This is a genomic window from Dysgonomonas sp., from assembly GCF_035323175.1.
GTDB lineage: Bacteria > Bacteroidota > Bacteroidia > Bacteroidales > Dysgonomonadaceae > Dysgonomonas.
This window is the reverse complement of record NZ_DAOKYH010000016.1, coordinates 46,614-72,765: the sequence shown is the minus strand read 5'-3', so window position 1 is coordinate 72,765 and position 26,152 is coordinate 46,614. Positions and strand designations below refer to the sequence as shown.

At 37.5% G+C, this 26,152-nt stretch carries 17 protein-coding genes and 1 tRNA gene; 15 read left to right on the top strand and 3 right to left on the bottom strand.

Features of this window, described 5'->3' with window-relative positions; genetic code table 11:
- Window positions 1–203: 203 nt before the first annotated feature.
- Window positions 204–1,394, bottom strand: a complete 1,191-nt coding sequence (locus tag PKC55_RS14995) for an L-serine ammonia-lyase (protein WP_135104114.1) — start codon at window positions 1,392–1,394, stop codon at window positions 204–206.
- 611 nt (window positions 1,395–2,005) lie between these two features.
- Between PKC55_RS14995 and PKC55_RS14990 the strand changes: the two genes are divergently transcribed.
- From PKC55_RS14990 to PKC55_RS14965, 6 genes are all read left to right on the top strand, one after another.
- Window positions 2,006–3,295 carry an MFS transporter gene (locus tag PKC55_RS14990; RefSeq protein WP_135104115.1) on the top strand — a complete coding sequence of 430 codons (1,290 nt, stop codon included), beginning with the start codon at window positions 2,006–2,008 and terminating at the stop codon, window positions 3,293–3,295.
- 323 nt (window positions 3,296–3,618) lie between these two features.
- A complete protein-coding gene (locus tag PKC55_RS14985) occupies window positions 3,619–5,745 on the top strand; it encodes a Tex family protein (RefSeq protein ID WP_291126488.1) in 2,127 nt (708 codons plus the stop codon).
- A gap of 106 nt (window positions 5,746–5,851) precedes the next feature.
- The gene (locus PKC55_RS14980; protein ID WP_006842762.1) at window positions 5,852–6,025 is read left to right on the top strand and encodes a BF3379 family histone-like protein; all 174 of its coding nucleotides are present in this window, start codon (window positions 5,852–5,854) and stop codon (window positions 6,023–6,025) included.
- Window positions 6,026–6,140: 115 nt separating this feature from the next.
- Entirely contained in the window at window positions 6,141–6,938 is a 798-nt protein-coding gene (locus PKC55_RS14975) for an inositol monophosphatase family protein (protein WP_291126490.1), read from the top strand.
- Window positions 6,939–7,073: 135 nt separating this feature from the next.
- Window positions 7,074–7,832, top strand: coding sequence for an NYN domain-containing protein (locus tag PKC55_RS14970; RefSeq protein WP_006842764.1), 759 nt, complete (start codon window positions 7,074–7,076; stop codon window positions 7,830–7,832).
- A gap of 146 nt (window positions 7,833–7,978) precedes the next feature.
- Window positions 7,979–9,028 (top strand): carbohydrate porin, encoded by a 1,050-nt coding sequence (locus PKC55_RS14965; protein WP_291126492.1) that lies wholly within the window; start codon window positions 7,979–7,981, stop codon window positions 9,026–9,028.
- 177 nt (window positions 9,029–9,205) lie between these two features.
- Here the strand turns inward: PKC55_RS14965 and PKC55_RS14960 are convergent, their stop codons facing one another.
- Window positions 9,206–10,321, bottom strand: coding sequence for an AAA family ATPase (locus PKC55_RS14960; RefSeq protein WP_291126494.1), 1,116 nt, complete (start codon window positions 10,319–10,321; stop codon window positions 9,206–9,208).
- A 570-nt stretch (window positions 10,322–10,891) separates the two neighbouring features.
- On the opposite strand from PKC55_RS14960, the gene PKC55_RS14955 reads away from it, so the two are divergent.
- Window positions 10,892–10,979, top strand: a tRNA-Ser gene (locus PKC55_RS14955).
- A gap of 238 nt (window positions 10,980–11,217) precedes the next feature.
- Entirely contained in the window at window positions 11,218–12,327 is a 1,110-nt protein-coding gene (locus tag PKC55_RS14950) for a site-specific integrase (RefSeq protein WP_291126496.1), read from the top strand.
- A 568-nt stretch (window positions 12,328–12,895) separates the two neighbouring features.
- Here PKC55_RS14950 and PKC55_RS14945 read toward each other — a convergent pair.
- On the bottom strand, window positions 12,896–13,237 hold the full coding sequence (locus PKC55_RS14945; RefSeq protein WP_291126498.1) for a YegP family protein: 342 nt from the start codon (window positions 13,235–13,237) through the stop codon (window positions 12,896–12,898).
- A 1,189-nt stretch (window positions 13,238–14,426) separates the two neighbouring features.
- Here PKC55_RS14945 and PKC55_RS14940 point away from each other — a divergent pair.
- The 7 genes from PKC55_RS14940 (at window position 14,427) to PKC55_RS14910 (ending at window position 25,983) form a co-directional block, all read left to right on the top strand.
- Window positions 14,427–15,014, top strand: a complete 588-nt coding sequence (locus PKC55_RS14940; RefSeq protein ID WP_414647291.1) for a DUF3575 domain-containing protein — start codon at window positions 14,427–14,429, stop codon at window positions 15,012–15,014.
- 6 nt (window positions 15,015–15,020) lie between these two features.
- Window positions 15,021–16,490 carry a DUF3868 domain-containing protein gene (locus tag PKC55_RS14935; RefSeq protein WP_291126500.1) on the top strand — a complete coding sequence of 490 codons (1,470 nt, stop codon included), beginning with the start codon at window positions 15,021–15,023 and terminating at the stop codon, window positions 16,488–16,490.
- A 70-nt stretch (window positions 16,491–16,560) separates the two neighbouring features.
- Window positions 16,561–18,213, top strand: coding sequence for an Mfa1 family fimbria major subunit (locus tag PKC55_RS14930; RefSeq protein WP_291126503.1), 1,653 nt, complete (start codon window positions 16,561–16,563; stop codon window positions 18,211–18,213).
- Between the two features lie 92 nt (window positions 18,214–18,305).
- On the top strand, window positions 18,306–19,292 hold the full coding sequence (locus tag PKC55_RS14925; RefSeq protein ID WP_291126505.1) for a FimB/Mfa2 family fimbrial subunit: 987 nt from the start codon (window positions 18,306–18,308) through the stop codon (window positions 19,290–19,292).
- A gap of 29 nt (window positions 19,293–19,321) precedes the next feature.
- Complete coding sequence (locus PKC55_RS14920; RefSeq protein WP_324373546.1) at window positions 19,322–20,644, top strand: FimB/Mfa2 family fimbrial subunit; 1,323 nt, start codon at window positions 19,322–19,324, stop codon at window positions 20,642–20,644.
- A gap of 10 nt (window positions 20,645–20,654) precedes the next feature.
- On the top strand, window positions 20,655–21,605 hold the full coding sequence (locus tag PKC55_RS14915; protein WP_324373545.1) for a fimbrial protein: 951 nt from the start codon (window positions 20,655–20,657) through the stop codon (window positions 21,603–21,605).
- A gap of 76 nt (window positions 21,606–21,681) precedes the next feature.
- Window positions 21,682–25,983 carry a T9SS type A sorting domain-containing protein gene (locus tag PKC55_RS14910; protein ID WP_324373544.1) on the top strand — a complete coding sequence of 1,434 codons (4,302 nt, stop codon included), beginning with the start codon at window positions 21,682–21,684 and terminating at the stop codon, window positions 25,981–25,983.
- The last annotated feature ends 169 nt before the right edge of the window (window positions 25,984–26,152 follow it).

The window sequence follows — 26,152 nt, the reverse complement described above, 5'->3', positions numbered from 1 at the left end:
GACCTGACTTCGCTTTTTCAACCATTGAAGCCGACAGTATACGAATATTGTCTGCCGCACGGTTAAGTAAATCGATTGATGTCATAGTGATATGGTTATTTGTAAATTGATTTCATTTACAAAAGTAATGAAATATACATGTATATTAAAATAAAATAATATTCAAAAAAGACAAATATTGCCTCTCTGCTTAATTCTTTTTACTAATCAAGGTTTATTGCTAGCCCCCCCATTGATGTCTCTTTATAGAGGCTCGGTAAATCATGTCCGGTTTGTTGCATCGTACGAACAACTTTATCAAAATTAATAAGGTGTTTTCCATCTGATAACATTGCGAACGAACAAGAATCGAGGGCTCTGGCAGCAGCAAAAGCGTTTCGTTCAATACATGGGACTTGTACCAATCCGCACACGGGGTCGCAAGTGAGTCCCAAATGGTGTTCCAATCCCATTTCGGCAGCATACTCTATTTGCTGAGGTGAGCCTCCGAATAGTTGGCAAGCCGCACCTGCTGCCATTGCACATGCTACCCCAACTTCTCCCTGACAGCCGACTTCTGCGCCCGATACTGATGCATTTGTCTTCACTATATTGCCTATAAGTGCAGCTGTAGCAAGGGCTCTTACTATTTTTTGATCACTGAAATCGTGGTTTATTTTTAGATGATATAATACCGACGGAAGAGTTCCGCTTGATCCACATGTAGGTGCCGTAACAATTACATTGCCACTTGCATTTTCTTCCGACACAGCAAGTGCATAAGAGTATATCAGTGCCCTGCTTTTCATTGAGCCTTGATATCCCTTAGCTTTTATGCTATACATCGAGGCTTTTCGTTGCAATCCCAATCCTCCGGGAAGCAATCCTTCTGCGTCGATACCTCTGTGTATTGCAGCTTCCATTGTTCTCCATACTTCCAGAAGATAATTATATATTTCTTTGCCTTCGGTATCTTCTACATATTCCCAAAATGTTTTGCCTGTTTCGTGGCACCATTGCAGAATTTGCTTCATTGTATTTTTGTCGTACAATTTTTCCTTATTTACTTTGCTATTCCCATCGGAGAGGTCACCTCCGCCAATGCTGTATACAATCCATTCTTTTACGGGTTGACCTGCTGCTATAGCTTCGAATTTCATACCGTTGGTATGGTATGGCAAAACAATCTCAGGCTGCCATATAATTTCTGTAGGGTAGGGTAGTAAGGTGTTTGTGATAGCTACATCCGTCATATGACCTTTTCCTGTAGCTGCAAGGCTTCCGTATAATGTAACTCGGAACGATGTGGCGTCCTTATTTTCTTCTTTAAATATCAAAGCTGCTTTTTGTGGAGCCATTGTATGGCTACTCGACGGGCCATGTCCGATTTTATACAAATTGCGAATCGATTCCATAATATTTATTTATAAGCTATAACAATTCTTCTTTTCTACTGTTCAGTTCTTAGTTAGAGCACAAAAATAGCAATATTAAATATTGTTAATCCTATAAAAGCAGGAATTAAGATATTTTACTATTATTCCTGTTTTTATAAGAATTCTCAAAGAGTAAGTTTTTATGTCATTTGTATATTTTTTTGTTATAATTAGCGGTTGGGCTAAAGTTAATGGTTTGATAATCTGTTAGTCATTCTTAAGTCGTTTTGGCGTTGGATACAAAAAGACATAAATAAACAGGAACTTGTCGGCAATATGATATAAAAAGAAATGATATTTTGATCTAAAAATACATGTTGTACAACACGTTTTTTTATGGATGACAGCTGAAAAGAGATAAGTATTTTTACATCGATTTTATACAATAACAATCTTCACTTAACCTAAACGACCATGAGTTTTTGGATACTAACCATATCCAAATGAGAATCAAAGGGTAATTGAGTTTTGTTTAGTTTAATTACTCTTTGAATTCTCAGAGTTAAGTGCAGAAGATCGACCTAAAGAAGAATGAAATTTGACTAAAACTATAAAAATAAAACAATCTAACTAAATGTAAAAACTTAATCATGAGTAGTACGGAGAAAAAAAATTACTTGTTACCCATCATTGTGATGATCCTGCTTTTTGGGATGGTCTCATTCGTAACAAATCTAGCAGCGCCGATGGGTGTTGTTTTGAAAAACCAATTTGGAGCTAGTAACGCCGAAGGTATGCTAGGTGTGCTTGCTAACTTTATAGCGTATGCATTTATGGGTATTCCTGCTGGTATCTTGTTGAAGAAAATCGGATACAAGAAAACAGCACTTATCGCTATCGTTGTTGGTTTCGTTGGTATTGGTATTCAATACTTATCAGGAGGAGCCGGTAGCTTTGCTATATACCTAATTGGTGCATTTGTTGCAGGTTTCTCTATGTGTATGTTAAATACAGTAGTAAACCCTATGTTGAACACTCTTGGTGGAGGTGGTAACAAAGGTGGTGCATTGATACAAACAGGAGGTACTTTCAACTCATTGTGTGGTACATTAGTTCCTGTTTTAGTGGGTGTTTTCGTTGCTGACGTGACAAAGGCTAACATTAAAGATGTATACCCTGTTATGTATATTGCTATGGGTGTTTTTGCTTTCGCTTTTATTATTTTGGCATTGGTTCAGATTCCGGAACCTCATATGGAAGTGAAGAAAGCAATTGACAACGTAAAAGACAAATACAGTGCATTATCTTTCCGTCACTTTGTATTAGGTGCGATAGGTATCTTTGTATATGTTGGTGTTGAAGTTGGTATTCCAGGAACATTGAACTTATTTCTTGCAGATAAATCGATTGCAGGTTTGGATGCAACATCAGCAGGTTTTGTAACGGGTACATATTGGTTCTTGATGCTAATCGGACGTTTCTTCGGAGCTTCTATTGGTGGTAAAGTATCAAGTAAGTCAATGCTTACTGTTGCAGCAGGTTTAGGTCTTGTATTAGTCTTATTAGCGATTTTCCTTCCTATAACTACAAAAGTGTCAATGCCGGTATTCCAAAGCATTAACGGTAGTCTTTCATTCGGTATGATGGAAGTGCCTATCAATGCAATGTTCTTGGTATTGTGTGGACTTTGTACTTCTGTAATGTGGGGTGGTATCTTTAATCTTGCAGTAGAAGGACTAGGTAAATATGTAACAACAGCATCGGGTATATTTATGACATTAGTTTGTGGTGGAGGTATCTTACCACTTCTTCAAAACTTCCTAGCTGATAGCGTTGGTTATATGGCAAGTTACTGGGTAGTATTTGTTGGATTGGCTTATCTATTATATTATGCTGCTATCGGTAGCAAAAATGTAAACACAAATATTCCTGTAGAATAATAATACTGGATATAAAATATATTATAAAAGCCTGCTGAATTATTTAGCGGGCTTTTATGTTTTTATTCTTATGGATAATTATCTTATAATAATACGGATTGCTTCTTATACCAACTCATAAGGAGCTATATTTAACGTATTATTTTTATTCAGCTTAACTTATGATTCATTTTTTATTTAATCGCTTTATATTTTATATTTGTATTGTTAAAATTGAGATCGTATTATAGAAAGGTGACAAATAAAAATGAGTAGAAAGGTGTTACTTTTGTTACTTTTTAACAAAAAGCTGAAGAATAAAGTATATTGAAATAAAGAAAACTATGTCAATTAAAAGTATAATTGCTTCGACCTTAAATATTAAGGAGTCTCAGGTATCGAAAACTGTAGATTTACTCGAATCGGGTGCTACAATTCCTTTCATCAGTCGTTATCGTAAGGAGGTAACCGGAGGTCTTGACGAAGTTCAGATAACTGCAATAAAAGAGCAGAATGATAAACTAAATGAGCTCGTAAAACGTAGGGAAACAATCTTAAAGTCGATAGAAGAGCAGGAAAAGTTAACACCTGAACTGAAAAATCGCATAGAGAAATGTTGGAACTCATCGGAACTTGAAGATATTTATTTGCCATATAAGCCAAAACGCCAAACACGAGCTGAAATAGCAAGGAAGAAGGGTTTGGAGCCTTTAGCTAATATTATTATGCTTCAGCAAAGGATTGATGTGCAGTCTAAGGCTCAGGCTTTTGTTAAAGGGGATGTCAAGGATGTAAAAGAAGCTATTGCCGGAGCATGTGATATAATTGCCGAACAGATAAATGAGGATGAATATGCCCGTAATTCTATTCGCAACCTTTTTCAGCGTGAGGCGGTTTTAACATCAAAAGTTGTAAAAGGAAAAGAAGAAGAAGGGGATAAATATCGAGATTATTTCGATTTTTCAGAAAAACTGAATAAAGTTCCTTCTCATAGGATATTAGCTATACGTAGAGGTGAATCGGAAGGTTTTCTGAGGATAAATATTGCACCCGACGAGGATGCCGCCTTAGAAAGGTTAGACAAACGCTTTCTGAAAGGAGATAACGATAACGAAGCAACGAACTATGTTGCTGACGCAATCGAAGATGGTTATAAACGCCTCTTGAAGCCTTCCATAGAAACAGAATTTGGTGCCTTGTCGAAAGAGAAAGCAGATGAAGACTCGATACATGTATTTACCGAAAATCTGCGCCAATTACTGCTTGCTGCTCCACTAGGAGAAAAGAGAGTATTGGGTATCGATCCTGGATATCGTACAGGCTGCAAATTAGTGTGTCTTGATGCTGAGGGAAATTTGCTTCACAATGAAACTATATATCCACATCCTCCTCAGAAAGAGATGTCTAAAGCAGGGAGTAAGGTGGTGAAATTAGTAACGACTTATAATATAGATGCTATTGCCATAGGAAACGGAACAGCAAGCCGTGAGACAGAATATTTTATTACAAATCTTCGCTATGAGAAAGAAGTGCAGGTGTTTGTCGTCAGTGAGAACGGAGCATCTATTTACTCTGCGTCAAAGGTTGCGAGAGAAGAATTTCCAGACTATGATGTTACAGTAAGAGGTGCAGTGTCGATTGGTCGCCGATTGATGGACCCATTGGCCGAACTTGTAAAAATAGACCCGAAGTCGATTGGAGTAGGTCAATATCAACATGATGTGGATCAAACTAAGTTGAAAAAATCATTGGATCTTACCGTAGAAAGTTGTGTAAACCTTGTTGGAGTAAACGTAAATACTGCGAGTAAGCATCTTTTGACTTATGTCTCCGGTTTGGGACCTGCTTTGGCTCAAAATATTGTAGACTATCGTGCTTCTAATGGAGCGTTCCGATCTCGTAAAGAACTGATGAAAGTGCCTCGTATGGGTGAAAAGGCTTTTGAGCAGTGTGCCGGATTTTTGAGAATAGCGGGAGCAGAAAACCCTTTAGATAACTCTGCTGTACATCCTGAAAGCTACCATGTAGTAGAGAATATGGCTAAGGATCTTAAGTGTACGGTAAAAGATTTGATCGATAATAAGGACTTGAAAAAGTCTCTTAAGCTTGAAAAATATGTATCGGATAAAGTTGGTTTACCAACTTTAAATGATATAATAGACGAACTGGATAAGCCCGGACGTGATCCTCGTAAGGGTATTAAGGTTTTTGAGTTTGATCCGAATATAAAAACGATAGAGGATCTCAGAGAGGGGATGACATTACCGGGTATTGTGACTAATATTACAAACTTCGGGTGCTTTGTGGATGTGGGTATAAAAGAAAATGGTTTGGTTCATGTCTCAGAACTGGCTGACCGCTTTGTTTCCGATCCGACAGAGGTTGTTTCGTTACATCAACATGTGGAAGTCAGGGTATTGTCTGTTGACACATCTCGAAAAAGAGTGCAACTATCAATGAAAACGGCATAAAATAACAAGAAAATTATGTTTTTAAGCCTATTTTTAAACTCTGGTTCGTTATAATTGTTATTAAAATCAGATTATCTTTGTCTGAACTTTTTAAATAGAAAAACAAATGAAAAATTTAGTAGAAAAATTAAATCAAGATTTTGCCGCATTCTCTAAAGACGCAGCTTCACAAATCGAAAACGGTAATAAAGCAGCTGGCCAACGTGCTAGAAAAATTTCACTTGACATAGAAAAAGCTCTAAAAGAGTTTCGTAAACAGTCAATTGAAGCAGCTAAATAAAAGCATAATGCAATATTGCACGGAGGCTGTCTCATATTAGATTTGAGATGGCCTTTTTAATTTATTAGCTTTAGATGTTAATTATATTATTGCTCCTATAATTAAGGGTTAGATTATGAATTTAGAATTTCTTACATCAGAAGTCTGTAAAATAGCTAAAGGAGGAGGACACTTTTTAGCACAAGAAAGGAAAACCTTTCGTAAGGATAGGGTAGAGGAGAAGAATGCTCATGATTATGTTTCGTATGTTGACAAGGAAACAGAAAAGCTATTAGTTGCCAGATTGTCACAGCTTCTGCCTCAAGCGGGGTTTATTACGGAAGAAGATACTGTTGCGTTTGAGAAGAAAGATTATTATTGGGTTATCGATCCTTTGGACGGTACTACCAATTATATACAAGACAACGCCCCTTACTGCGTGAGCATAGCTCTGACTACTGATACCGAAATATTGTTAGGTGTGGTTTACGAAGTCTGTAGAGATGAATGCTTCTATGCTTGGAAAGGTGGTAACTCTTTCCTGAATGAGACCCAAATACACGTTTCTGATACGGACAATATGAGTCAAGCTTTTATCGGCTTAGACCTTCCTTATAATGCAGGGGATTACAAACCGGTTGTTAATCATTTGATGGATTCATTGTATGGGAAGGTTTCGAGTGTGCGGATAAATGGTTCAGCTGCTATGTCGATGTGTTACGTTGCCGCAGGGAGGTTCGATGCGTGGGCTGAAGCATATATTAAACCGTGGGATTTTATGGCAGGGGCATTAATTGTGCTTCAAGCCGGAGGGGCTGTTACAAGTTTTACCGGTAGTTCTTTATTCAGGAAAGGGCATGATATATTGGCATCCAATTCATTGCTTCATAATGATATGTTGGAACTACTAGCTCCATTTAAGGATTCTTTGTGATTGTTTTATTTGTTTTAAAGAAAACAGTATGTTAAGAATATTATGCTAAAATTGGGCTCGTTAGTAAGATAAGTTTTATAAATTTGAACTATCAATATACAGATACGCTATACTTCGAAAGCTAAATTAAAATATATGATAGAAAAGAGAGATTTAAACTTGGCTGTACTTATCGATGCCGATAATGTGCCTTACTCGAATATAAAGGGCATGCTTGATGAAATTGCTAAAATAGGTGTGCCAACTATCAAAAGAATTTATGGGGACTGGACAAAGCCTAGCGTTTCGGGGTGGAAGCAACCTTTGTTGGAGCATGCAATAACTCCAATACAGCAATATAGTTATACAACAGGTAAGAATGCTACCGATTCGGCAATGATTATCGATGCTATGGATATTTTGCATGGCGGTCGGGTTGATGGTTTCTGTCTGGTATCCAGCGATAGTGATTTTACGCGTTTAGCCGTGAGGCTGAGAGAGTCCGGTATGCAAGTAATAGGTATTGGAGAAAAGAAAACGCCTAGTCCATTTATTGTAGCTTGTGATAAGTTTATTTATATAGAGATTATACGAGATTCAGATGATAATAACGAAACGGAGTCTCCTGCGTCTACAGTTAAGAAACAACAGGAAAAGACTGTTGAACCTGTAAATAAAAAGTTGATAAATCTATTAAAGAGTACCATTAGAGACCTTGCCGATGATGATGGGTGGGCTTACTTGGGTGATATGGGGAATCTCGTTATAAAGAAGCGTCCTGATTTTGATTCACGCAATTACGGCTTTTCAAAACTTGCAGCTTTAGTTAAAGCTCAAAGTAAGCATTTTGAAATGGATGAACGCAAGAGCGAAAAGGGACATTCGCGTTTGGTATTTGTTAAAATAAAGGAGTGATTTTATATTCTCGCTCTTTATTTATTATTAATACTATTCGCCTCTATTAAGAATAATATTAATTTTTTATATGTTTATTGGGCTGTTGTTTAGTCTGAAGGATATATCTTCGCACCCTGAATATGAGAATATTTAAAAGCTGCACAATGAAGAGAATTTTTATTATATGTATGTCTTTGTACTATTTTATCTCAATTTGGGGACAAGATCAAATACTAAAGTATGAAGTAAACAATGTAGGAGAACTACAATACAATATAACAGATGCCCGCGAAAAAGATGTGAAATATGTGAATTTATTGAGCATGGAGGCTTCCCTTAGAACAGATAAATGGTGGAAAAACGGATCGTTTGATATTGCATTTTGGTCGGTAGGAAGAACATTTTCTCACAATATAGCAAATGATTTTTTAACCTTTTCCAATATAGAAGAAGATAACTTTTGGCTTGTTTGCTCAAAATTTGGTTATCAGCAAACCTTCGGGGACTTTAGTTTGTTTGCAGGGATACGAAATATGAACTTAGATTATTTTAATAGTCCGTATTCTTCTTTCTTTACAAATAGTTCGGCAGGAATCTTTCCCACCATCTCTATCAACTATAGTGTACCAAACTATCCACTTGGAGCTATCGGATTGCATACAGAATATACGAAAGGAGTTATTAATGTCAAAAATTCATATTATAATAATTTAGATAATGTAAATAAAGCATTGATTTTTAACTTTAAATTTAATCCACAGAAATATGGATTCGTCAATATCACTCAATTTGCATATATGCCTTTAGATGGGTTTTATGCAGCAGGGGTGGTTTTGGATAAACTCCCCGAAAAGTCTTTAAGATATTCATTGTATATGTTGGCCGAACAATCTATACTGCAAACAGATAAACAAGATCTAGGTATTGTCGCTCAGTTAGGATATGCCCCACGGAAAAGCAACGAATGTTATTTATACTATGGGGTGGGAGTTGTTATGAATAATTTATTCGGAAGAAAAGGACGGGATACTCTAGGATTAAATGCTTTCAGAGCAAATACGTCACAAGGAGTAGAAACAGCTTTGGAAATGTCATATAAATATATAATCACTTCACATATTTCGATTCAACCCGCATTGCACTATATACATAGACAGGGTAATAAAGATGATTTGGTTGGACTTCTCCGTGGAAGCTTTACTTTTGGAAACTAAGGTTATTACTTTTTTTTGATACTGTCGGATATATCACCAGTCTTAGCTTGTGAAAAGTATAAATTTCATTATCTCTTATTTTCGAGATAATCAGAATAAAATATAGGTATAGATATTCTATACCTATATTTTATTTTTCTTTATTTAGTCTTTAAAGTATTTTAATCATCGAATTTACTATTCTACAATATATTCTACTTCATGAGCTTCTACCAATTGCGGAATTTCTAGTTTTTGTAGCATTTTATCCAATACTTTTTCAGGTAAAACATCCTCTCTATTTAGATTTTGAGCACGCCATTGGGCGTAAGGCTTTTCTAAATATACTATTCTGACTTTTGCATCATATAAAGTAAAAAGATCTACTAATTGTTGACGCATTAGCCGTGTAATATTAGTTGCATTCCAGATGAAATTTTGTCCTTTTCGAAGATATACGCGAGCTTGTTCTTTTGCTTCTTGAACTACTTTTCCGGTAGCAGATCTATCTGTTGGACTTAATTTATACTTTTTGCGAATAGCATCGAGGCTTATAACTGGAATGTCTGTATTTAAAGATTGTATATAGTGATCTTTTCCCATACCTGGTAGACCTGAAAGTATCGTAACTTCACTTTTGAAGTTATCAAACGGAACATAGCCGATATATCCGTCTATCGAGTCGAAATATTGAAATCGTGCATTCGGATTTTCAAACTCTAATGCTTTTCCCCAACATTCCTGCTCTTTACAAAACAGTTCAAAAAGCTCAAGAGATTCAAGTAATTGTGGTAAGTTATTACATATTCTACCTTTGGCATCAGCCTGGGCTAGCGTTTTTAATTGCGAAGTGCTTATCCTTAAAGACACTTCATGGATCTTTTTTGCAGGTTCTACCTTTTCTAATAGCCAAAGAGGCAGACCATGGTAACGTACAAAGGATGCAATTTTTTCACGGATATGAAACGGTGTAGGGACGTCTCGAAATAAGACTGTACGTGCTGTATATTCTCCTCTCCGAGCATGTCCATTTGCTGATACCTTGCCAAAACCTTCGTCAAGAGATGTTGAACGTTTTTCTACATCATGCAACAGGGCACTTACCCAAAGTATTTCTTGATCCTGTTCCGATAGGGATTTGTATTCTTCCGATTTCGTCAATTCATCTAAGACCATCTGTGTATGAGTTGCTACGTTACCTTCTTTATGATGTATCTTATGTTGCGGAACTTCTTTCATATCCTCTACCCAATCAAATTTTTTTTCAAGGGTATTCCAACTTTTATCTTGTGTTAATTTCCAAATTTTTTCCATAATTTCTAGTTTTATTCAGCCGGAAGAGTCATTCTCTTATTAACGGGCTTCATCTCAAGCTGACATTTCTCGTTTTTTATTGTGAGCCCAACGGTCATTTGTTTTAGATTTCAGTTCAATATATATGATAGATAAGTAGTTTTTACATATAGTTCTATAAAAATGAAAAGACATACAGAATCATATCTTTGTGAAAATATAATGCAATTGTTTTAGTTAATAAAATGTATAATAAATATAGCCCGTGAGGTAAGACTCAAGAAGGGGTAATAAAAGGAAAGAATTCCAGTATCTATTCTATACTGAACAATTACATGACTTTATTTTCTGAAAAATAGAATAAATTGATTCTTACAAAGGTATAAATATTTTTTAACTAAACAAAATTGAGCTAAGGCTATAATAATAGAATAACATCTCGAATAAACTATTTAAAATTCCCAATCAATAAATATTGATACAGAGCTTGTTGTGAAAAACGTATATAAAAGTTGATGGAATTGTTTGTAGAAACAAAAAAAAGACATACATTTGCATCGCTTTAGAGGAAATATCCATAAGCAAAATATTGGAGAGATGGCAGAGTGGTCGATTGCGGCGGTCTTGAAAACCGTTGAACTGCGAGGTTCCGGGGGTTCGAATCCCTCTCTCTCCGCCAAGTAACATAGAAAAAGAAGTTGAATCGCTGTAAGTTGCACACTTACAGCGATTTTTCTTTTTTATCAGAAGAAGAAAAGTGCATAATACAGAAGTATATTTGTGGGTTATCTGGTGGGTAAAAAATATTTTCTAAAATTGCCCACAGATCGGTTTCTTTTCCGCTGTTATTCAATGTTTTGCATAGTTTTAGTTTCACCCAGATACTATAACTTTGTAACCAATAAAAACATTCAAAAATGGCACAAAAAAGATCCACTTTTAGCGTAGCATTTTATATTCGTCGTACAAGGCTTAACAAACATGGCGAAGCTGCGATAGTTATTCGAGTCACCGTAGATGGAATCAGAGGAGACACAACTGCCAAGAAAACAATTAATCCAAAACTATGGGATTCCGCTAAGGGGAAGGCGTACGAACGTTCTCTCCTTGCAAAAGAGTTGAATATGTATCTTGACTCAATTCGCGCGAAGTTTATTCGGATTCACCGGGACTTTGAACAAGACGATACTGAACGTATTACTGCTGAGGCAGTAATTAATCGTTTTTTAGGGAAAGATAAACCGGAACGGCATACTTTGCTTGAGGTCTTTCGTGAACACAATGAAAAGTGCCACAAGCTTTCCGGTATAGATATGTCCCCTGCTACAGTTGAACGATATGAAACCAGTTTTAAGCATACTCAGGGATTTATACAACAGATTTATAAAAAGGATGATGTCTATCTCGATGAAATGAATAGACAATTCATCGAGGATTATGAATTGTATTTGAAAACTGTTCGAAAATGCAATCATAACTCTACAACAAAATATCTCAAAAATTTTAAGAAGATTACGAGGATTGCAATTCAGAAGGAATGGCTTAAAAAAGATCCGTTTATAGATATCAAATTCTCATTGCAAACCGTTGAACGAGACTTTCTGGAAAAGCATGAAATTGAAAAGATCTATAATAAGGAATTCACGATTGAGCGCTTGACACAAGTGCGGGACGTGTTTCTATTTTGTTGTTTCAGCGGTCTTGCATTTTCGGATGTCAAACAATTGACACACGATCATATTTCTATTGATACCAATGGGAATAAATGGATTCGAAAACAACGACAAAAGACAAAGAATATGTGCAATATTCCTTTGCTGGAGATTCCTCTAAAAATAATCGATAAATATAAGAGTCATCCTCGATGCCAGGAGAAGAATGTTCTGCTCCCTGTATTATGTAATCAGAAGATGAATGCTTACATCAAAGAAATTACTGATTTGTGTGGAATTAATAAGCAAGTCTCGACTCATTGTTTACGTCATTTTTGTTTTCATAACCAACATATTATCAGATGTATAACCTAGGTTGTCAATCAAATAGGTGTCGATTTAGAAACGAGCGAACTTCTGCGATCCTCTTTTCTTTACATTATAAACAAAGAGCAACTTTTATTTAATGCAAAGATAAAAAGTTTTATCTTAATAAAGAAATATAGTGATTTTAAAGTGAATTGTTAGTTGAAACTACTCGTTGATTTAAATATATTAGAACATGAAATCATAATTAGATAGTATGGGGCCAAAATATATAAATATACTATCTCTTTAATTAAAAGATAAAATATCTTGTTTAGTTTGTAATTCTTTATTTCTTGGCACAGTCCAATACTTTATACAAATGAAAACGGCATGGTTAAAATCTTATAGTTTTTTATTATTTAGATATCTTTTAGATTAGGACTGAATATTTATGTCGTATTGAAGAAAATACGTGTTTGCAATATTATCGCTTTTATGTTAAAGGATATTATTTCGCCATTGCTTACTCTCTTTTTAAATCATCCAGATCTTATACAGACTTGTTATATGACTAATACTTATAAAAAAAGCCTACGTTTTATACACAGGCTTACAAAAGTAAAAACAGAGACTATTATAATTCCAGAACAGTCAAATCAGTTATTTCTGCCGATGGTGCATTTTTCTTCACAGATTCAATCCCATTCATACATGATGCAGAACTTTTATACATCTGACTGGTTCCTATAATTTGTCCGTTGCTAGCCTTTAAATTGAAATAATATTTATTATTAGTAGAATATTTCTGTTCAAATCTTGTAGCAACCATACTATTTTTACGTACGGATTCGATACCTTTTGTACAATTTATTTTAGTTGAATACCCTTCACTGCTAAGAATAATTTCTCCGTTTCCGGCTTTTAGATTAAACTGAAATTCTCCGTCCTTTCTTTTTGTTATTTCAAACTTTCCCATATTTTTATAATATTTTTAGAATAAATTTCTGTTATTGGTTTAATAGTATTTATGTAACCGGGCATGATATACTTCACCTTACAAGTCCATAAATCATATTGTCATTTGATACGGTAAAACTATATAATCATTTGAATATAAACAGTACAAAATAAGAACATTGTTAATCTTCGTTTTTTCTTATTTAGCATTTACGCTGAAATGGTTTTTGTAAAATGTGCTTTAAAATAAGTGTAACATATCATAGAGAAAATTAGAGACATAGTCACATATAAAGAATGTACTCTAAAGCAATGTACAATTAGAAAAAAGATTACTTAAGCTTATCCTCATTAATAAAGATACTACAGGTGGCAAAAGAAACAAACATGAATTAGTTTTAACCAAGCCAATTAAACCATTTTATAGAAGAAACTTTATGAGATTATTCAGGTGGATAACACATTCTATATAAGAGTAACTTTGACTTAGTCTGGCGACAAAGGTAAATCCTATTTAAGATTTAATAGAAATTGACGCTGAAGGAAATGTAATAACAATAGTTATATTTTTGTTAAGCATAATATATAAAGACTAAAGCATAATAGATGAAAGCTATGACTAATAGATGAAATTTAACACATGCTAACTTTTTATTGATAAATGAAAAAATCCAGATAAAAAATATTATTGTATTGAACAGATCTTTATACACTAAAAGAAGGATAATGTTATTGTAAAATTGATTTATTGACAAAATTAAAAAACAATATTATCTATTTTAACACATCTATATAATACTTGTCATAAAATAAGAAAAATACGATTTTCTCATTTCTACAATATTGTAATATCTATAAGGATAGTAAATGTGATCTTTGCATGTGGGTTTTAGTTAAATAAAACCTCAATAGGGAGAACAGAAAAAAATTACATCTTTATAAAATGGATAGTTCGTATTAATAGTTGGTTTGATTAAAAGCAGAATCAGGTACTTATATCTGTTTCAAAACAAATCTAATTATTATTTCTATGATTTTTAAAAGATTATGGTTAAAAAAAACATGATTAAAGACGAATTACAATAATAAAAATTGAAGAGTACATAATTAGAAATGCACATCTAATTCAACGTGTTAGTATTTACACAATTAAATATATTTAGTTAAACAAACTGTACATCCTAATAATCATCATATAACTCAACAAAATGAATATCAGTCAAATATTAAGGAAAGTCAGCCTGACTGCCATGATTATAACAATCTTCTGTCCATTAGGAAAAGCACAGGAGGTTGCCATAAAGAGCAATCTGGCTTATTGGGCTACAGCAACTCCAAACCTGGGAATGGAGTTTGCTTTGGGTAGAAAAAGTACACTGGATATTTCCGGAGGGCTCAATCCTTTTGAATTTTCAGATAACAAACGCTTTAAGCACTGGCTAGTCCAACCTGAGTACCGTTGGTGGTTTTGTGAGGCTTTTAACGGACATTTCCTTGGTATACATGCCCACGGGGCTCAGTTTAATGTCGGAGGATGGGATATTCCTATCGGCAGACTGGATGTGTTTAAAGATAAACGCTACGAAGGTTACCTCTATGGTGGTGGGATCAGTTATGGTTATCAATGGGTATTAACCAATCGCTGGAATTTTGAGTTCAATATCGGAGCAGGCTATGCCCGTATCCATTATGATGAATACCCTTGTAAGGATTGTGGTACTAAGCAGGACGAAGGTAATTATAATTACTGGGGTGTGACCAAAGTCGGGCTTTCATTTATTTACTTTATAAAATAGGACACAATGAAAAAAAATATACTAAAGATAGTGTTGTTCTCACTACTTTCCGTAATTATCCTGCCACTCTGCGCACAAACGAAATCAGATAATTTAAGGATATCCTCTGAACGTATCATAAAAAGTGTGAATCAGGTATCTGTTTCAATGGATTTGGATCTGGACGAGGTGAGTGTTAAAAGAAATGAGATGGTTATTTTGACTCCTGTTTTAAAATCGAATAATCCTGGCGGGGAAAGATTGTCACTTCCGCCTGTGGTGATTACCGGTGGCTTACGCAATAAGATCGTTACCCGGAAGCAGAAGTTGGGAAATCAGGATCAGCTTCCTTTTGAAACAGAGCCACAGATTATACTCAAAAGGAAAAATAAAACTGCTCAATCTGTAAATTACAAAACATCTGTAGCTTACCGTCCATGGATGGATGACGCTTCGCTTATCATAGAAAAAGCCGTATCGGGATGTGCCGATTGTTACGATCAGGCTCCGGATCAGTTGATTGCACAAAATATATTGGTTAAACCGGAAGTCGCTTCTTATAAACTAACATTTATCATGCCGGAAGTCGAACCCGTAAAAGCACGCAGCGACCGTCATACTGCAAGCTTTAATTATATTGTTGATCGCTATGAGCTGCTGCGTGATTATAAGGGTAACCGTCCTAAATTTGACGAAGTAGATAAAATTATCAGAGAAATAAGAGATAACAATGATCTGAATATCACTGAATTTAGCATTGTTGGATATGCTTCACCCGAAGGCGGTTTTGAACACAACAGAAAGTTAGCAGAAAACAGGGCTAATTCTTTCGCCCATTATCTGGTTACTAAATTTGATATATCACGTGATAAATTTACGGTAGAAGGAAAAGGTGAAGATTGGGCGGGCTTGCGTAAAGCCGTTTCCGATTCACATCTGGCTGACAAACAGGATATATTGAATATCATTGATCGGGTACAAGACCCCGATGTCCGGAATGGTGAACTGATGAAACTTTCCGGAGGAGAAACTTACAGAACCCTGCTTCAAAGCTACTATCCTCAATTAAGACGCACCGAATACGCAGTGGCTTATGTCGTGCGTGCTTTTAATGTGGAGGAAGCCAGAGAGATTATAAAGAAAAACCCAAAATTGCTGAGTTTGAATGAAATGTATCTGGTAGCCGAGAGTTACCCGTCAAACAGTAAAGAGTTTCGGGAGGTTTTCGATATTGCCGTCAGGTTATATCCTGACAGTGAAATTGCCATCCTGAATTCAGCGGCTGCCGACATTGAAAGTAAGAATTACGATGCAGCTATCGAACGGATGAAAAAAATAGAGGATAAACCCGTGGTGTGGAATAATCTGGGTGTTGCCTATGTTCTGAAAGGCGATACGGATAAAGCTGTGGAATATTTCAAAAAATCGGCAGATAGCGGTGATGGGGATGCAAAGACCAATTTGGAAATAATCAGAGGGATGATTTTACACGAATAATAATAGCCCTTTTAGGTGTTTTTTACAAACGAATAATATATAGATGTTTAATATTTTAAATTAGTAAAGGATGAAAATAAGCAAACTATTTTTAATTGCCTCCGTAGCTTTAGGCCTAGCGGCCTGCAGCAATGATGATATCCCATCATTGGACGGAGGAAAAGAGGGTAACACCAATGTGAGTGTTACACTGAAGATGTCTCAGAATTCGGGATTAAGGGCTCAAAAGTCCCTTCCGGAGGATTATAACAAGATTGGCGAATGGGCCGGAAAAGATGATATAAAGACAGTTGCTGTCTATCTTATCGACGGTTCATCGGTTACTTCCAAATCACTGGAAGTCGGAGCCAGCGAATCAGGTAAAGATTATGAAAAGATCATCAATGGTAGTGATATCACTTTAGTTCCCAAGACAACAAATGCCGCGATTAAAACTACAGCCGGAATCAAGAAAGTATATGTTTTGGTCAACGGAACAGCAGAAGTGGTTAATGCTTTGGCAAAAACCCCGGTTGCTGAGTTTGAAGATGCTTATGCTCAGGCAGCATTGTATCTGGCTAACTCGGGAACAGGAGCGTTTAATAACTCATCATCTGCCGATAAGTTGGCTGTAAAGAATGGGACAACAGACGAAACAATTGTCATGACCAATGTTGAACCTAAAACAATCAATGTAGAGGCTAATGTGACCGATGCGGAAACGCTGGCTTCTGCCTCTCCTAAGAACAGGGTAAGTTTAGACGTAGAAAGAGCCGTAGCCCGGGTTATGATTTCTACCCAGGCTTTAACTTATACCGTTCCTGCGGCCGGAGGCTCACCTCTGGGTACGATTTCTGATATCCACTGGGTGGTAGCACAAGGCGAAAGCAAGTTATACATCCAGCGCAAAGCGGATTTCGCTACACCTAGTTTCTCATGGGTACCAGCCAATGATGCTGCATACTGGGGGACTGAGATTACTGGATCTGCCTCTAATTATGATTATTCCGGCCTGTTTGAAAACTATGTGGCAGCAGACCAGTTCGGAGGAACAGCCGTTGCTACAATGAGTGATTATGCAACAAATCCTGTCGGAGAGGTAACAGCTGAGCTCAACACAAAACTTTCAGGTAAATTTATTCTGCCTAATACACATGCTTATGGAGCAGGTGATGCTTCAAGCTACAAAAAAGGAAATACTGCCTATGTGCTTATCCGTGCTAAGTTTGCACCTACGGCTGCTGCTTATGCCGATGGCGGAACTTATACGGCAGGAGATGATTTCTATGTTGGAGCTAACGGTAAGTTCTACACATCGGCGACAAATGCCGTGAATGTTGCTACAGGTGGTGTAGCAGGTCAAACAGTAGCCAAATACATAAAAGGAAAAGTATTGTATTATGCATGGGTGAATCCTGATAACGTTCCTGCGTGGTACAATTCTCCTGTAGTCAGAAATAACGTATACCATATCCATATTACCGGATTCAGGAATCTGGGAACAAACTGGAATCCGTTATTCCCTGAAGATCCGAATAATCCGAAAGGACCGGAAGATCCTACCAATCCTGGTACAAAAACTCCACTGAATCCGGACCCTAGACCAAATGTTCCGGGCTACAACGAACCTGAGAATCCGATTGACCCGACTGATCCGTTAACTACTCCTGAAACATGGATGAGTGTGGACGTGAAGGTACTTCCTTGGACACTTCATTCTTACTCGGTGTCTCCTGGTATCTAATCCAAAAAATAATAAATAATAACCTCGGTAGGGAGCCGTATTTCCCTACCGGTTATTCAAATCAAACATTAAATTAATTAAAAGTACAAGGGATGAAGAATTTACGAATCAGGATTATAATGGCATTGTTTGCGACAGGGGCTCTTTTCTGGGGTTGTGATTCCCTTATCTACGATGACCTGAAAGATTGCCCACAGGGTGTTTATGTAAAATTCTACTCCAAAACCCCATGTGCGGACGATTCCCTGTTTATAGGGAATGTATCCTCCCTTATTGTATTCGCATTTGACCAACAAGACAAACTCTCAACCACAGTACAACAACAGAACGTTAACCTGAGCCGTGATTTTGAGGTGCTGGTTCCGGTTTCCAACGGGAACTATTCATTTATAGCATGGGCGGGTATTAATGATAAATTTAAAAAACAGACCTTCACACCCGGGGTAACTACCCGGCAGGATGTGATGATGACCATTAATTCAACAAACAATGTGGCTGAACGTTTGAATAAAACAGAACGTATATGGCATGGTGAAAGCCCTGTCGTTTTTCTGCCCAATCCGGAAGAATACGGTTCGCTGTATAAGCATACCGCAATAAACCTGAAAGAACTTACTAACAGGGTTAAAATTATCATAGAGTTTGATAAAGCGACTATGAAAACCTATGATCCTTCAAAACTGAATGTGGCTGTATCATCAGCCAACAGTACGGTACATATAGACGGCAGCATGCCGATGAATACACCGGTACTGACCTATCCTTCGATAGAAACTAAACTGGAAGAAAATACAGGTAGCTGGTATTACTCCATGCTGGCACTAAAAACAGGATATAGTAACAAACTGAATATTACTTATACAGGAAATGATAAAGAGGAAACTGTCTTTGACGGTGACCTGATTGCCAGCATCCTCTTAAGGGCTGTTGATAAAGGAGTAAATCTCGACTGTGAAAATGACTTTACTGTCAAATTCCTGATCAAAGACTATTGTGCCGAATGCTGGACACATTTCAGCTGTTCTATTTATGTAAATGACTGGCTTGTCCATAGCTATAGCACGGATTTTGAAATTTAAGTCCACAGACTTGAATAATGCAAATGATTATGAAATTAAAAATACGATATATCCTATTAGCCTGCCTGGCGGTTAGTTTCTGGGCTTGTGATTCGATGATCTACGACGACCATGAGAAGACGCAGGTTCCGGATAAAGCAGGACAGGTATACCTGTCTGTAACCAGGGCACAGGCAGCTGATACGGAAACTATTAATGAAGATGATACAGATTATGAAGACAGGGTACACGATCTGGCTCTTCTGGTCTTCGATTCATCGACAGGAGAGAAGGTCTGTGAATATTTCGATGAAGGAATATCCTTTGCCGAGAAGGAAAAGACCTTTACGATTAAACTGACCACAGGTATCCGGGATTTTTATTTTGTAGCCAATATGCCGATGGCAGTTCTGAAAACGATCTCTTCAAAATCAGCGATGGATACCTATATGGCTACTTTCCGCGATCTGGATACAGACCTGTACCTGGCAGCCACCCAAAGTAAAGGTTTTCCGATGTCCAGGGTATATTTGAGCCAAACGATAGCTGAAGGTGGAAATATTTACCAGCCTAAGCCTTTCCGCCCTGTTGTGAACGGGACTGAGGAAAATAGGGTAAGGCTGATTCGTGCTGTAGCCAAGCTTGAAGTTGTGATAGAGGGAGCAACCCTTGGTTCGGGTGTCAAAAACATTTACTATAAAAATGCATACCGCAGGTTTGGCCTTACAGCGGATCTGTATCCGGTAACGGTAGATTATTATGAAGATAAACCGCTGAAAAAAGTGGGTAATTCATATCTGTACTATATGCCCGAGGCTATGATGATGAATACGAATCCCCTCTGGTCGGTAACAGGTCACAAACCGATAAACTATTTTCTGATCGAAACTCTGGGCGGAGTTTTTTATGAGATACCGATCATTACGGATAACCGCACGATCACCGATACGGATTATCTGGCTTTTGCCACCGGTCAAAATATTGATAAGCCCAACTATAATATCTATCGCAACAGACATTACTATTATGTCATTAAGAAATTACAGACGATAGAAATTATTTATACTATCGATCCTTGGATAGTAAAGAAAAGCGCAACTTATATGGGTTATGGATACAATGTAAATGTTGACGATGATGGGAATCTGACAGTAAGTAATACAGTGGAAGTTTGTGCCCCGCACTCGGTCAAACTAAGAGCTGTTTCACCCTTTATGTTCAGCGACGGTACAACCGAGAAATTATTTAACGCACTTGCTACGGATGCTTCTGCCGGATACACATTGAATCCTGTTCCTAAAGCGGGGGACGGTGCATACCTTGAGGTCTACTACAATGATAATCCTAACGTGGTGAAGACATTCAGCAAATAAGAGAAAGAATATGAAGAAATATTTTGCCGTAATAGTTTTTTTTAGCCTGTTGCTTACTGCCTGTTCTTCAGATGATGATTCTGTGGGGGGGACTGTAGATAATAAAAAAATAGAGATCTCTTTTCAGGTAACGGGTTTTGTCAGGGGAACGCTCAAAGCTGCCACTGACAATGGATCTGCCGCAGAACAATCGATTGATAACCTGTATGTATTTTTATTCCCAGCGACAGGTTCACAGACATTTAAATCTTATTATATCTCATCTGCAAGCTTTTCCGGGGGATCGTGGAGCAGTACAGATAACAAAGTATCACTCAACCTGACACAGGCCGAAGCAGGGAGCAGGTATGTATATATTGTAGCCAACTGCTCGAATCTGAAAACACAGCTAGATGGAGTCACTTCGTTGGAAGGACTAAAATCAGTCTTACAATCAAACGATACACCCTGGTCTTCGACTCTGACTACACCGATACTCATGTCGGGTAATAAAACACATGATTTTAATTCGAATTATCAGCTCGGTAATATAGCATTGATACGTGCCATTGCAAAGATACAGATGAATGTGACTCTGAAGGCTGAACATCAGGGAACACCTCTATCTTCTGCAGGAACGGCACAGTATAAATACAGGCTGATTGATTTCGATAAAAATACTTATGTCCTCAAACCGGTACCAAAAGTGGATAATCTGGTTGGTTCACCAGCCTGGATGACATGGAATGACGCGGTAACATCATACACCCTTGCAACTGATGGCAGCGGAAAAGTAATCGGCCTTAGCCTGAGCACTTACCTGAACGAACGGGATAATGCAGGGACTGCAATCGAACTTAGCCTACCTTATTTCGATGGAGGGTTTCTACCCCCACCTGAATTTGGAGACGAAACGTATAAATTGCAATTACCTGCGAAGATCGAACGTAATAATTGGTATATATATGATATCGAAATATAATTTATGAGTGAATGATAGTAATGAAACATTGATTTTGTTTGATTATACATTCAACTATTAAAGAAATATGAATAATATGGATAATATAAACAGAACTTTTCTATATTTTATGATTCTGCTTGTATGTCTTTTATCCAGCCAGAACATATTTGCTGACGGATCAAAAGATTTACATCCATCTACAACTCCTGCAACTAAGTCGGGCGCGGTTCCGGTAAGGGCACTCTTGTATTCGTCGGCTCCGTCATCAGCTAATTCGCAATATTATGTATTTCCAAATCATGGCGTTCATTATGTATATGCTCAGCCGGGGGAACGTATTACATTGGCATCTAGCGCACAAGGTAGTGGTAGCGCAAGAATAAGAATGTATGCGCCGGATGGAACAGAGGTAATAAATGCTAATTCAGGAGGACAAATAACTAACCGGACAGCTGAATTAGCAGGTCCGCAGCGATTCGGACAAACAGGTGGAAATCGTTATACACCAATTTATTATCAGGTTCCTGCAAATAAAGGCGGGGTCTATCGTGTTGAATTTCGAGGTAGGACAGATGGTGTGCCTACGACCCGAATAGCATATACTACGGATTGGACGCAAAGTACTCAAGGCAACAATGGTATTATTGCCTGGGATGTATCGGTAATTAACACAAATAATACAGCTTTCGTATCAGGACGTGTATACACTACTATTCTGAACCTTGCTAATGGGACAACTAATCCTGATACTTCCGGTTTTTACGGTATGGTATATGTTAGGACAAGAGATGGTTATACATACAGGGTAAACAACAATGGAAGTAACGGGATTTGTTATTCTTTCTTTGTGAACAATAACGGTTTTCTCAATACAAACGGCAGTCCGAAATACAAGAGTTTAAATTATCTTGCAGGTAATAGCGATGTCCAAAATCCCGATTACGCAGACACAGATAAACAGGTAACGCACAAAATGTTTTATACCACACCTGCATCCGATTTACCTGAAAGTGCACAAGTAACGCTTCGTACAATCCCTTCGGATAACGCTAGTTCCAACACAAGTACAATCAGTACCTGGTTGAAAAATGAAGTAAAAGTGCCTAAAGTGGAGACTGTAAAACTAATAGGCACTGATGGTATAGAAGGTCAGGTTAGTAATAAGGGAGGTTATATTAAGTTTCTTGCAGGATCACAAGGTAATTATCGCATTACTATCACAAGCGTAGACCCGGCAAAACCTTTTAACCAAAGAATATTGACAGGTGCTTCTTTTGCCGGTGAAAATGCAATACTCTGGGATGGTAAAGCTGGAAGTATAACAGATCCGACACAACCTGGGCTTCCTCTTCCTGCAGGATCTGTACCAGTAGAAGTAACAGTACAGCTACAGGGTGCAGAAGTGCATTTTCCTTTTTTCGATATGGAATATAATAAGAACGGAATAGTTATAGAGCTTTTGGACCATGAGACCGATTTGAGTACTGTAAAATCGAATATCGTTTATTGGAATGACGCAGATGTTAATAATGGAACAACAGGGAACAATGCTCCAAGAGGGAGATATTCAGACCCTAAAAACAATAGCCATTTACCACCTGTAAATAGCAGTGGTACCAATAGTACAGAGAATGGTCATATTTGGGGAGTTGGAGCCACAGGAACTTCCGGCCAGTTTGGGGATTCAAAGTCTATCGATACCTGGACCTTCATAAAAGGTGAAGAAGAAAGCTCGGTTGCGGATGTAGCAGTTTCCATAGCTGATCTAAAAGTTACAGACCTTAAAGTAAACGGAGCGAATGGTGCTGCTGTCCGTCTAGGCGATGAAATAACTTATACTGTTAAAGTAAAAAATGGGGAACCTGGTGACGGTGGTTGTTTTGTAAAAGGAGCTACTTTTACATTTACCCTTCCGGAAGGGCTTACAGGAACGGGGACTCCTGTATTTGACGGAAATGGCTGCGGCTCACAAGATGTAGTAGTAAGCTATGATGCGATCAAGCGTCAATATACATCGAAACTCGATCTGCCCAATGGATGTGAGATTACTTATACGTTTAAAGCAACTATTGGAGTAACAGCTAAACCGGGGTATCTAAGAGCAGATGCTACTATATTGCGCCCAAATGATGTTACTGACCCGGATGCTACAAACATAAGCGATCCTCTAAATCCATTAGCTCCGACAGACCAAAATCCATTTGATCTTGATATTGACGCTTATTATTTTCCACCAACAGATCCTTACTTTGAATGTGCAAATAATTTTCCTAGCGGTAATCCTCAAAGAGGTATTTGTAACAATATCAGAGATATAAGGATAAATTTGATACGGCGGTCCGATTTAGCTATCGAAAAGACAGTGAGTAGTTCTAAGCCGAAAGTAGGTGATATTGTAACCTTTACATTAAAAGTTACAAATAATGGACCTCATACAGCCGTGAACATCCTAATTACTGATATTGTACCAAACGGGTATACAATAGGAACAATCAATGACGGAGGGATAAACACCAATGGGACAATTAAATGGATTATTGCAAGCTTAGCAAAAGACGCGAGTAACTCTGTGAGTTTCACTGTAACGGTTTTAGCAAGTGGAGATTATTTAAATACTGCAACTGTTACAGGTGATGGAGAAGACCCGAATCCGGACAATAATCGGGACACAGAACGGGTGAGTTTGAATAATTACTGGCATGGAACCATCGATAATGATTGGAGCGAAGATGGAAACTGGACTGCTAATTACGTTCCCGGACCGGGAGAAGATGTAGAGTTTGCTACCAGTGCCAATAATAACGGAAATCCTGCGGATAAAGACCTGCATCTGGATAAAGACCGTATTATCGGTGACCTGATCAATGCTTCCGATAAGAATCTCCTGGTAACTACAGGAAATGAACTTATCATTAATGGAGAAGTAAAAGACGGAAATCCTGTAACCGGAACTATCATTGTAAAATCAGCAACAGATGAAGCCTCAGGAACACTTCTTTTCACAGACCCTTCAAAGAATCAACAGGTAAATGCTACTGTCGAGTTTTATAATAAGGCATACGAATGTGCCACCTGCGGATTCTATAGAAAGCAATGGCAGTATTTCGGTATTCCTGTGCAGTCATCAGGTTTTCCTTATCTGAACCCTCAGGTAGAAACTGTAAACCAGTGGGTAGAACCATTCAATGGAAATAAATGGCAACCTGCACCCTATACTCCCGATACAGACTTAAAAGCATTTAAGGGTTATGAAATGACCAGCAGTTCAAATGTTCTCCCAACTCATATCTATAGTTTTATTGGTAGCTTAAATGTCGGAGATGCTAATGTTTCTTTAACTCGTAGTGTAAATGTAAACTATCCGGGCATGAACCTGATAGGAAACTCTTTCACGGCAGCAATACCGATCACATCGTCAGCTATAAACCTTGGAGGCGTCACATTAAATGATAACACCGCTTACCTTTTTAATACAGGTACGCGGGATCAGTGGCGTAAACTTGATGGAGGTGCTGTAATGGGAGTGGCAGCAGGACAATATCAGGCTGTTCCTTTTAATCTTTCAGGACAGGCAGGAATTCCCGACAGGATACTTTCCATGCATACATTTATGCTGAATGTGACTACACCGGGCAATATCATATTGAAATATGATGAATTAACAAAAAATGAACTCAATTCATCAACAATAACACCTTGGAAGTCAGCAGAACTCAGAAGCAGCACAACAACAGAGTTGCCCCATATCGTGATGGATGTCATCGCAGAAGGTTCTGCTGACCGTGTATGGCTCTTTGAGCATGCAGATGCAACTACTGGATTTGATAATGGCTGGGATGGATACAAGATAAAGGAAGGAGAGCTTATTCAGGCCTATGTTGTGGGTAGTGACCAATCTGATTATCAGATAGCAACCGTAGGGGAAATCTCGGGTACGATAATAGGTATTAATAGTGAGTCTCAAGAGAACTATTCGCTAAACCTGTCAGTAACCCCGGATATTGAATTGCGCAAATTATACTTACATGATTTATTTACAGGCCATACTTATCCGGTGGTAAATAATGCCCAATATGTAATAATCGGTTCAAATGCTTCCTCTAACCGGTTTAAGATAACAGATTCATCGACGGCTCTGATCGGGGATATGACTCTTTCTTCTCTACTGAATATCTATGTAAGCGACAATGTTATTGTCGTGGATAATCAAAGTAAGGAAGATTGTGTGGCCAGTGTTTATGATCTGAGCGGAAGACTTGTAGCCAATAAGCAAATCCCTTCAAATACGATTGTCGGATTTACGGAGATCTCACAGGCCAGAACCGGGGTTTATATTGTAAAAGTTATAGGAAAAACTAAATCTATCCATAAAACGGATCGGATTCTATTAAAATAAATGAAGTTGAAAATGCTGCCGGTAGTAAAGGCCGGTAGCAGTGTAGTTTTGTAAAGTTTGTGTAGCCGTGTGAGATGTGATATTTCGTACGGTTTATTTAAAGATTGGGAAGTTAGATATAGGAATAATAAGATAGTGATATGTTTATCTTAGATTAAAAGTTGATAAT

Coding starts and splice junctions, on each gene's coding strand:
- PKC55_RS14985 (WP_291126488.1), top strand. CDS start 3,619: ATGTCAATTAAAAGTATAATTGCTTCGACCTTAAATATTAAGGAGTCT.
- PKC55_RS14920 (WP_324373546.1), top strand. CDS start 19,322: ATGAAATTAAAAATACGATATATCCTATTAGCCTGCCTGGCGGTTAGT.
- PKC55_RS14965 (WP_291126492.1), top strand. CDS start 7,979: ATGAAGAGAATTTTTATTATATGTATGTCTTTGTACTATTTTATCTCA.
- PKC55_RS14995 (WP_135104114.1), bottom strand. CDS start 1,394: ATGGAATCGATTCGCAATTTGTATAAAATCGGACATGGCCCGTCGAGT.
- PKC55_RS14950 (WP_291126496.1), top strand. CDS start 11,218: ATGGCACAAAAAAGATCCACTTTTAGCGTAGCATTTTATATTCGTCGT.
- PKC55_RS14910 (WP_324373544.1), top strand. CDS start 21,682: ATGGATAATATAAACAGAACTTTTCTATATTTTATGATTCTGCTTGTA.
- PKC55_RS14980 (WP_006842762.1), top strand. CDS start 5,852: ATGAAAAATTTAGTAGAAAAATTAAATCAAGATTTTGCCGCATTCTCT.
- PKC55_RS14975 (WP_291126490.1), top strand. CDS start 6,141: ATGAATTTAGAATTTCTTACATCAGAAGTCTGTAAAATAGCTAAAGGA.
- PKC55_RS14925 (WP_291126505.1), top strand. CDS start 18,306: ATGAAGAATTTACGAATCAGGATTATAATGGCATTGTTTGCGACAGGG.
- PKC55_RS14930 (WP_291126503.1), top strand. CDS start 16,561: ATGAAAATAAGCAAACTATTTTTAATTGCCTCCGTAGCTTTAGGCCTA.
- PKC55_RS14960 (WP_291126494.1), bottom strand. CDS start 10,321: ATGGAAAAAATTTGGAAATTAACACAAGATAAAAGTTGGAATACCCTT.
- PKC55_RS14935 (WP_291126500.1), top strand. CDS start 15,021: ATGAAAAAAAATATACTAAAGATAGTGTTGTTCTCACTACTTTCCGTA.
- PKC55_RS14940 (WP_414647291.1), top strand. CDS start 14,427: ATGAATATCAGTCAAATATTAAGGAAAGTCAGCCTGACTGCCATGATT.
- PKC55_RS14915 (WP_324373545.1), top strand. CDS start 20,655: ATGAAGAAATATTTTGCCGTAATAGTTTTTTTTAGCCTGTTGCTTACT.
- PKC55_RS14990 (WP_135104115.1), top strand. CDS start 2,006: ATGAGTAGTACGGAGAAAAAAAATTACTTGTTACCCATCATTGTGATG.
- PKC55_RS14970 (WP_006842764.1), top strand. CDS start 7,074: ATGATAGAAAAGAGAGATTTAAACTTGGCTGTACTTATCGATGCCGAT.
- PKC55_RS14945 (WP_291126498.1), bottom strand. CDS start 13,237: ATGGGAAAGTTTGAAATAACAAAAAGAAAGGACGGAGAATTTCAGTTT.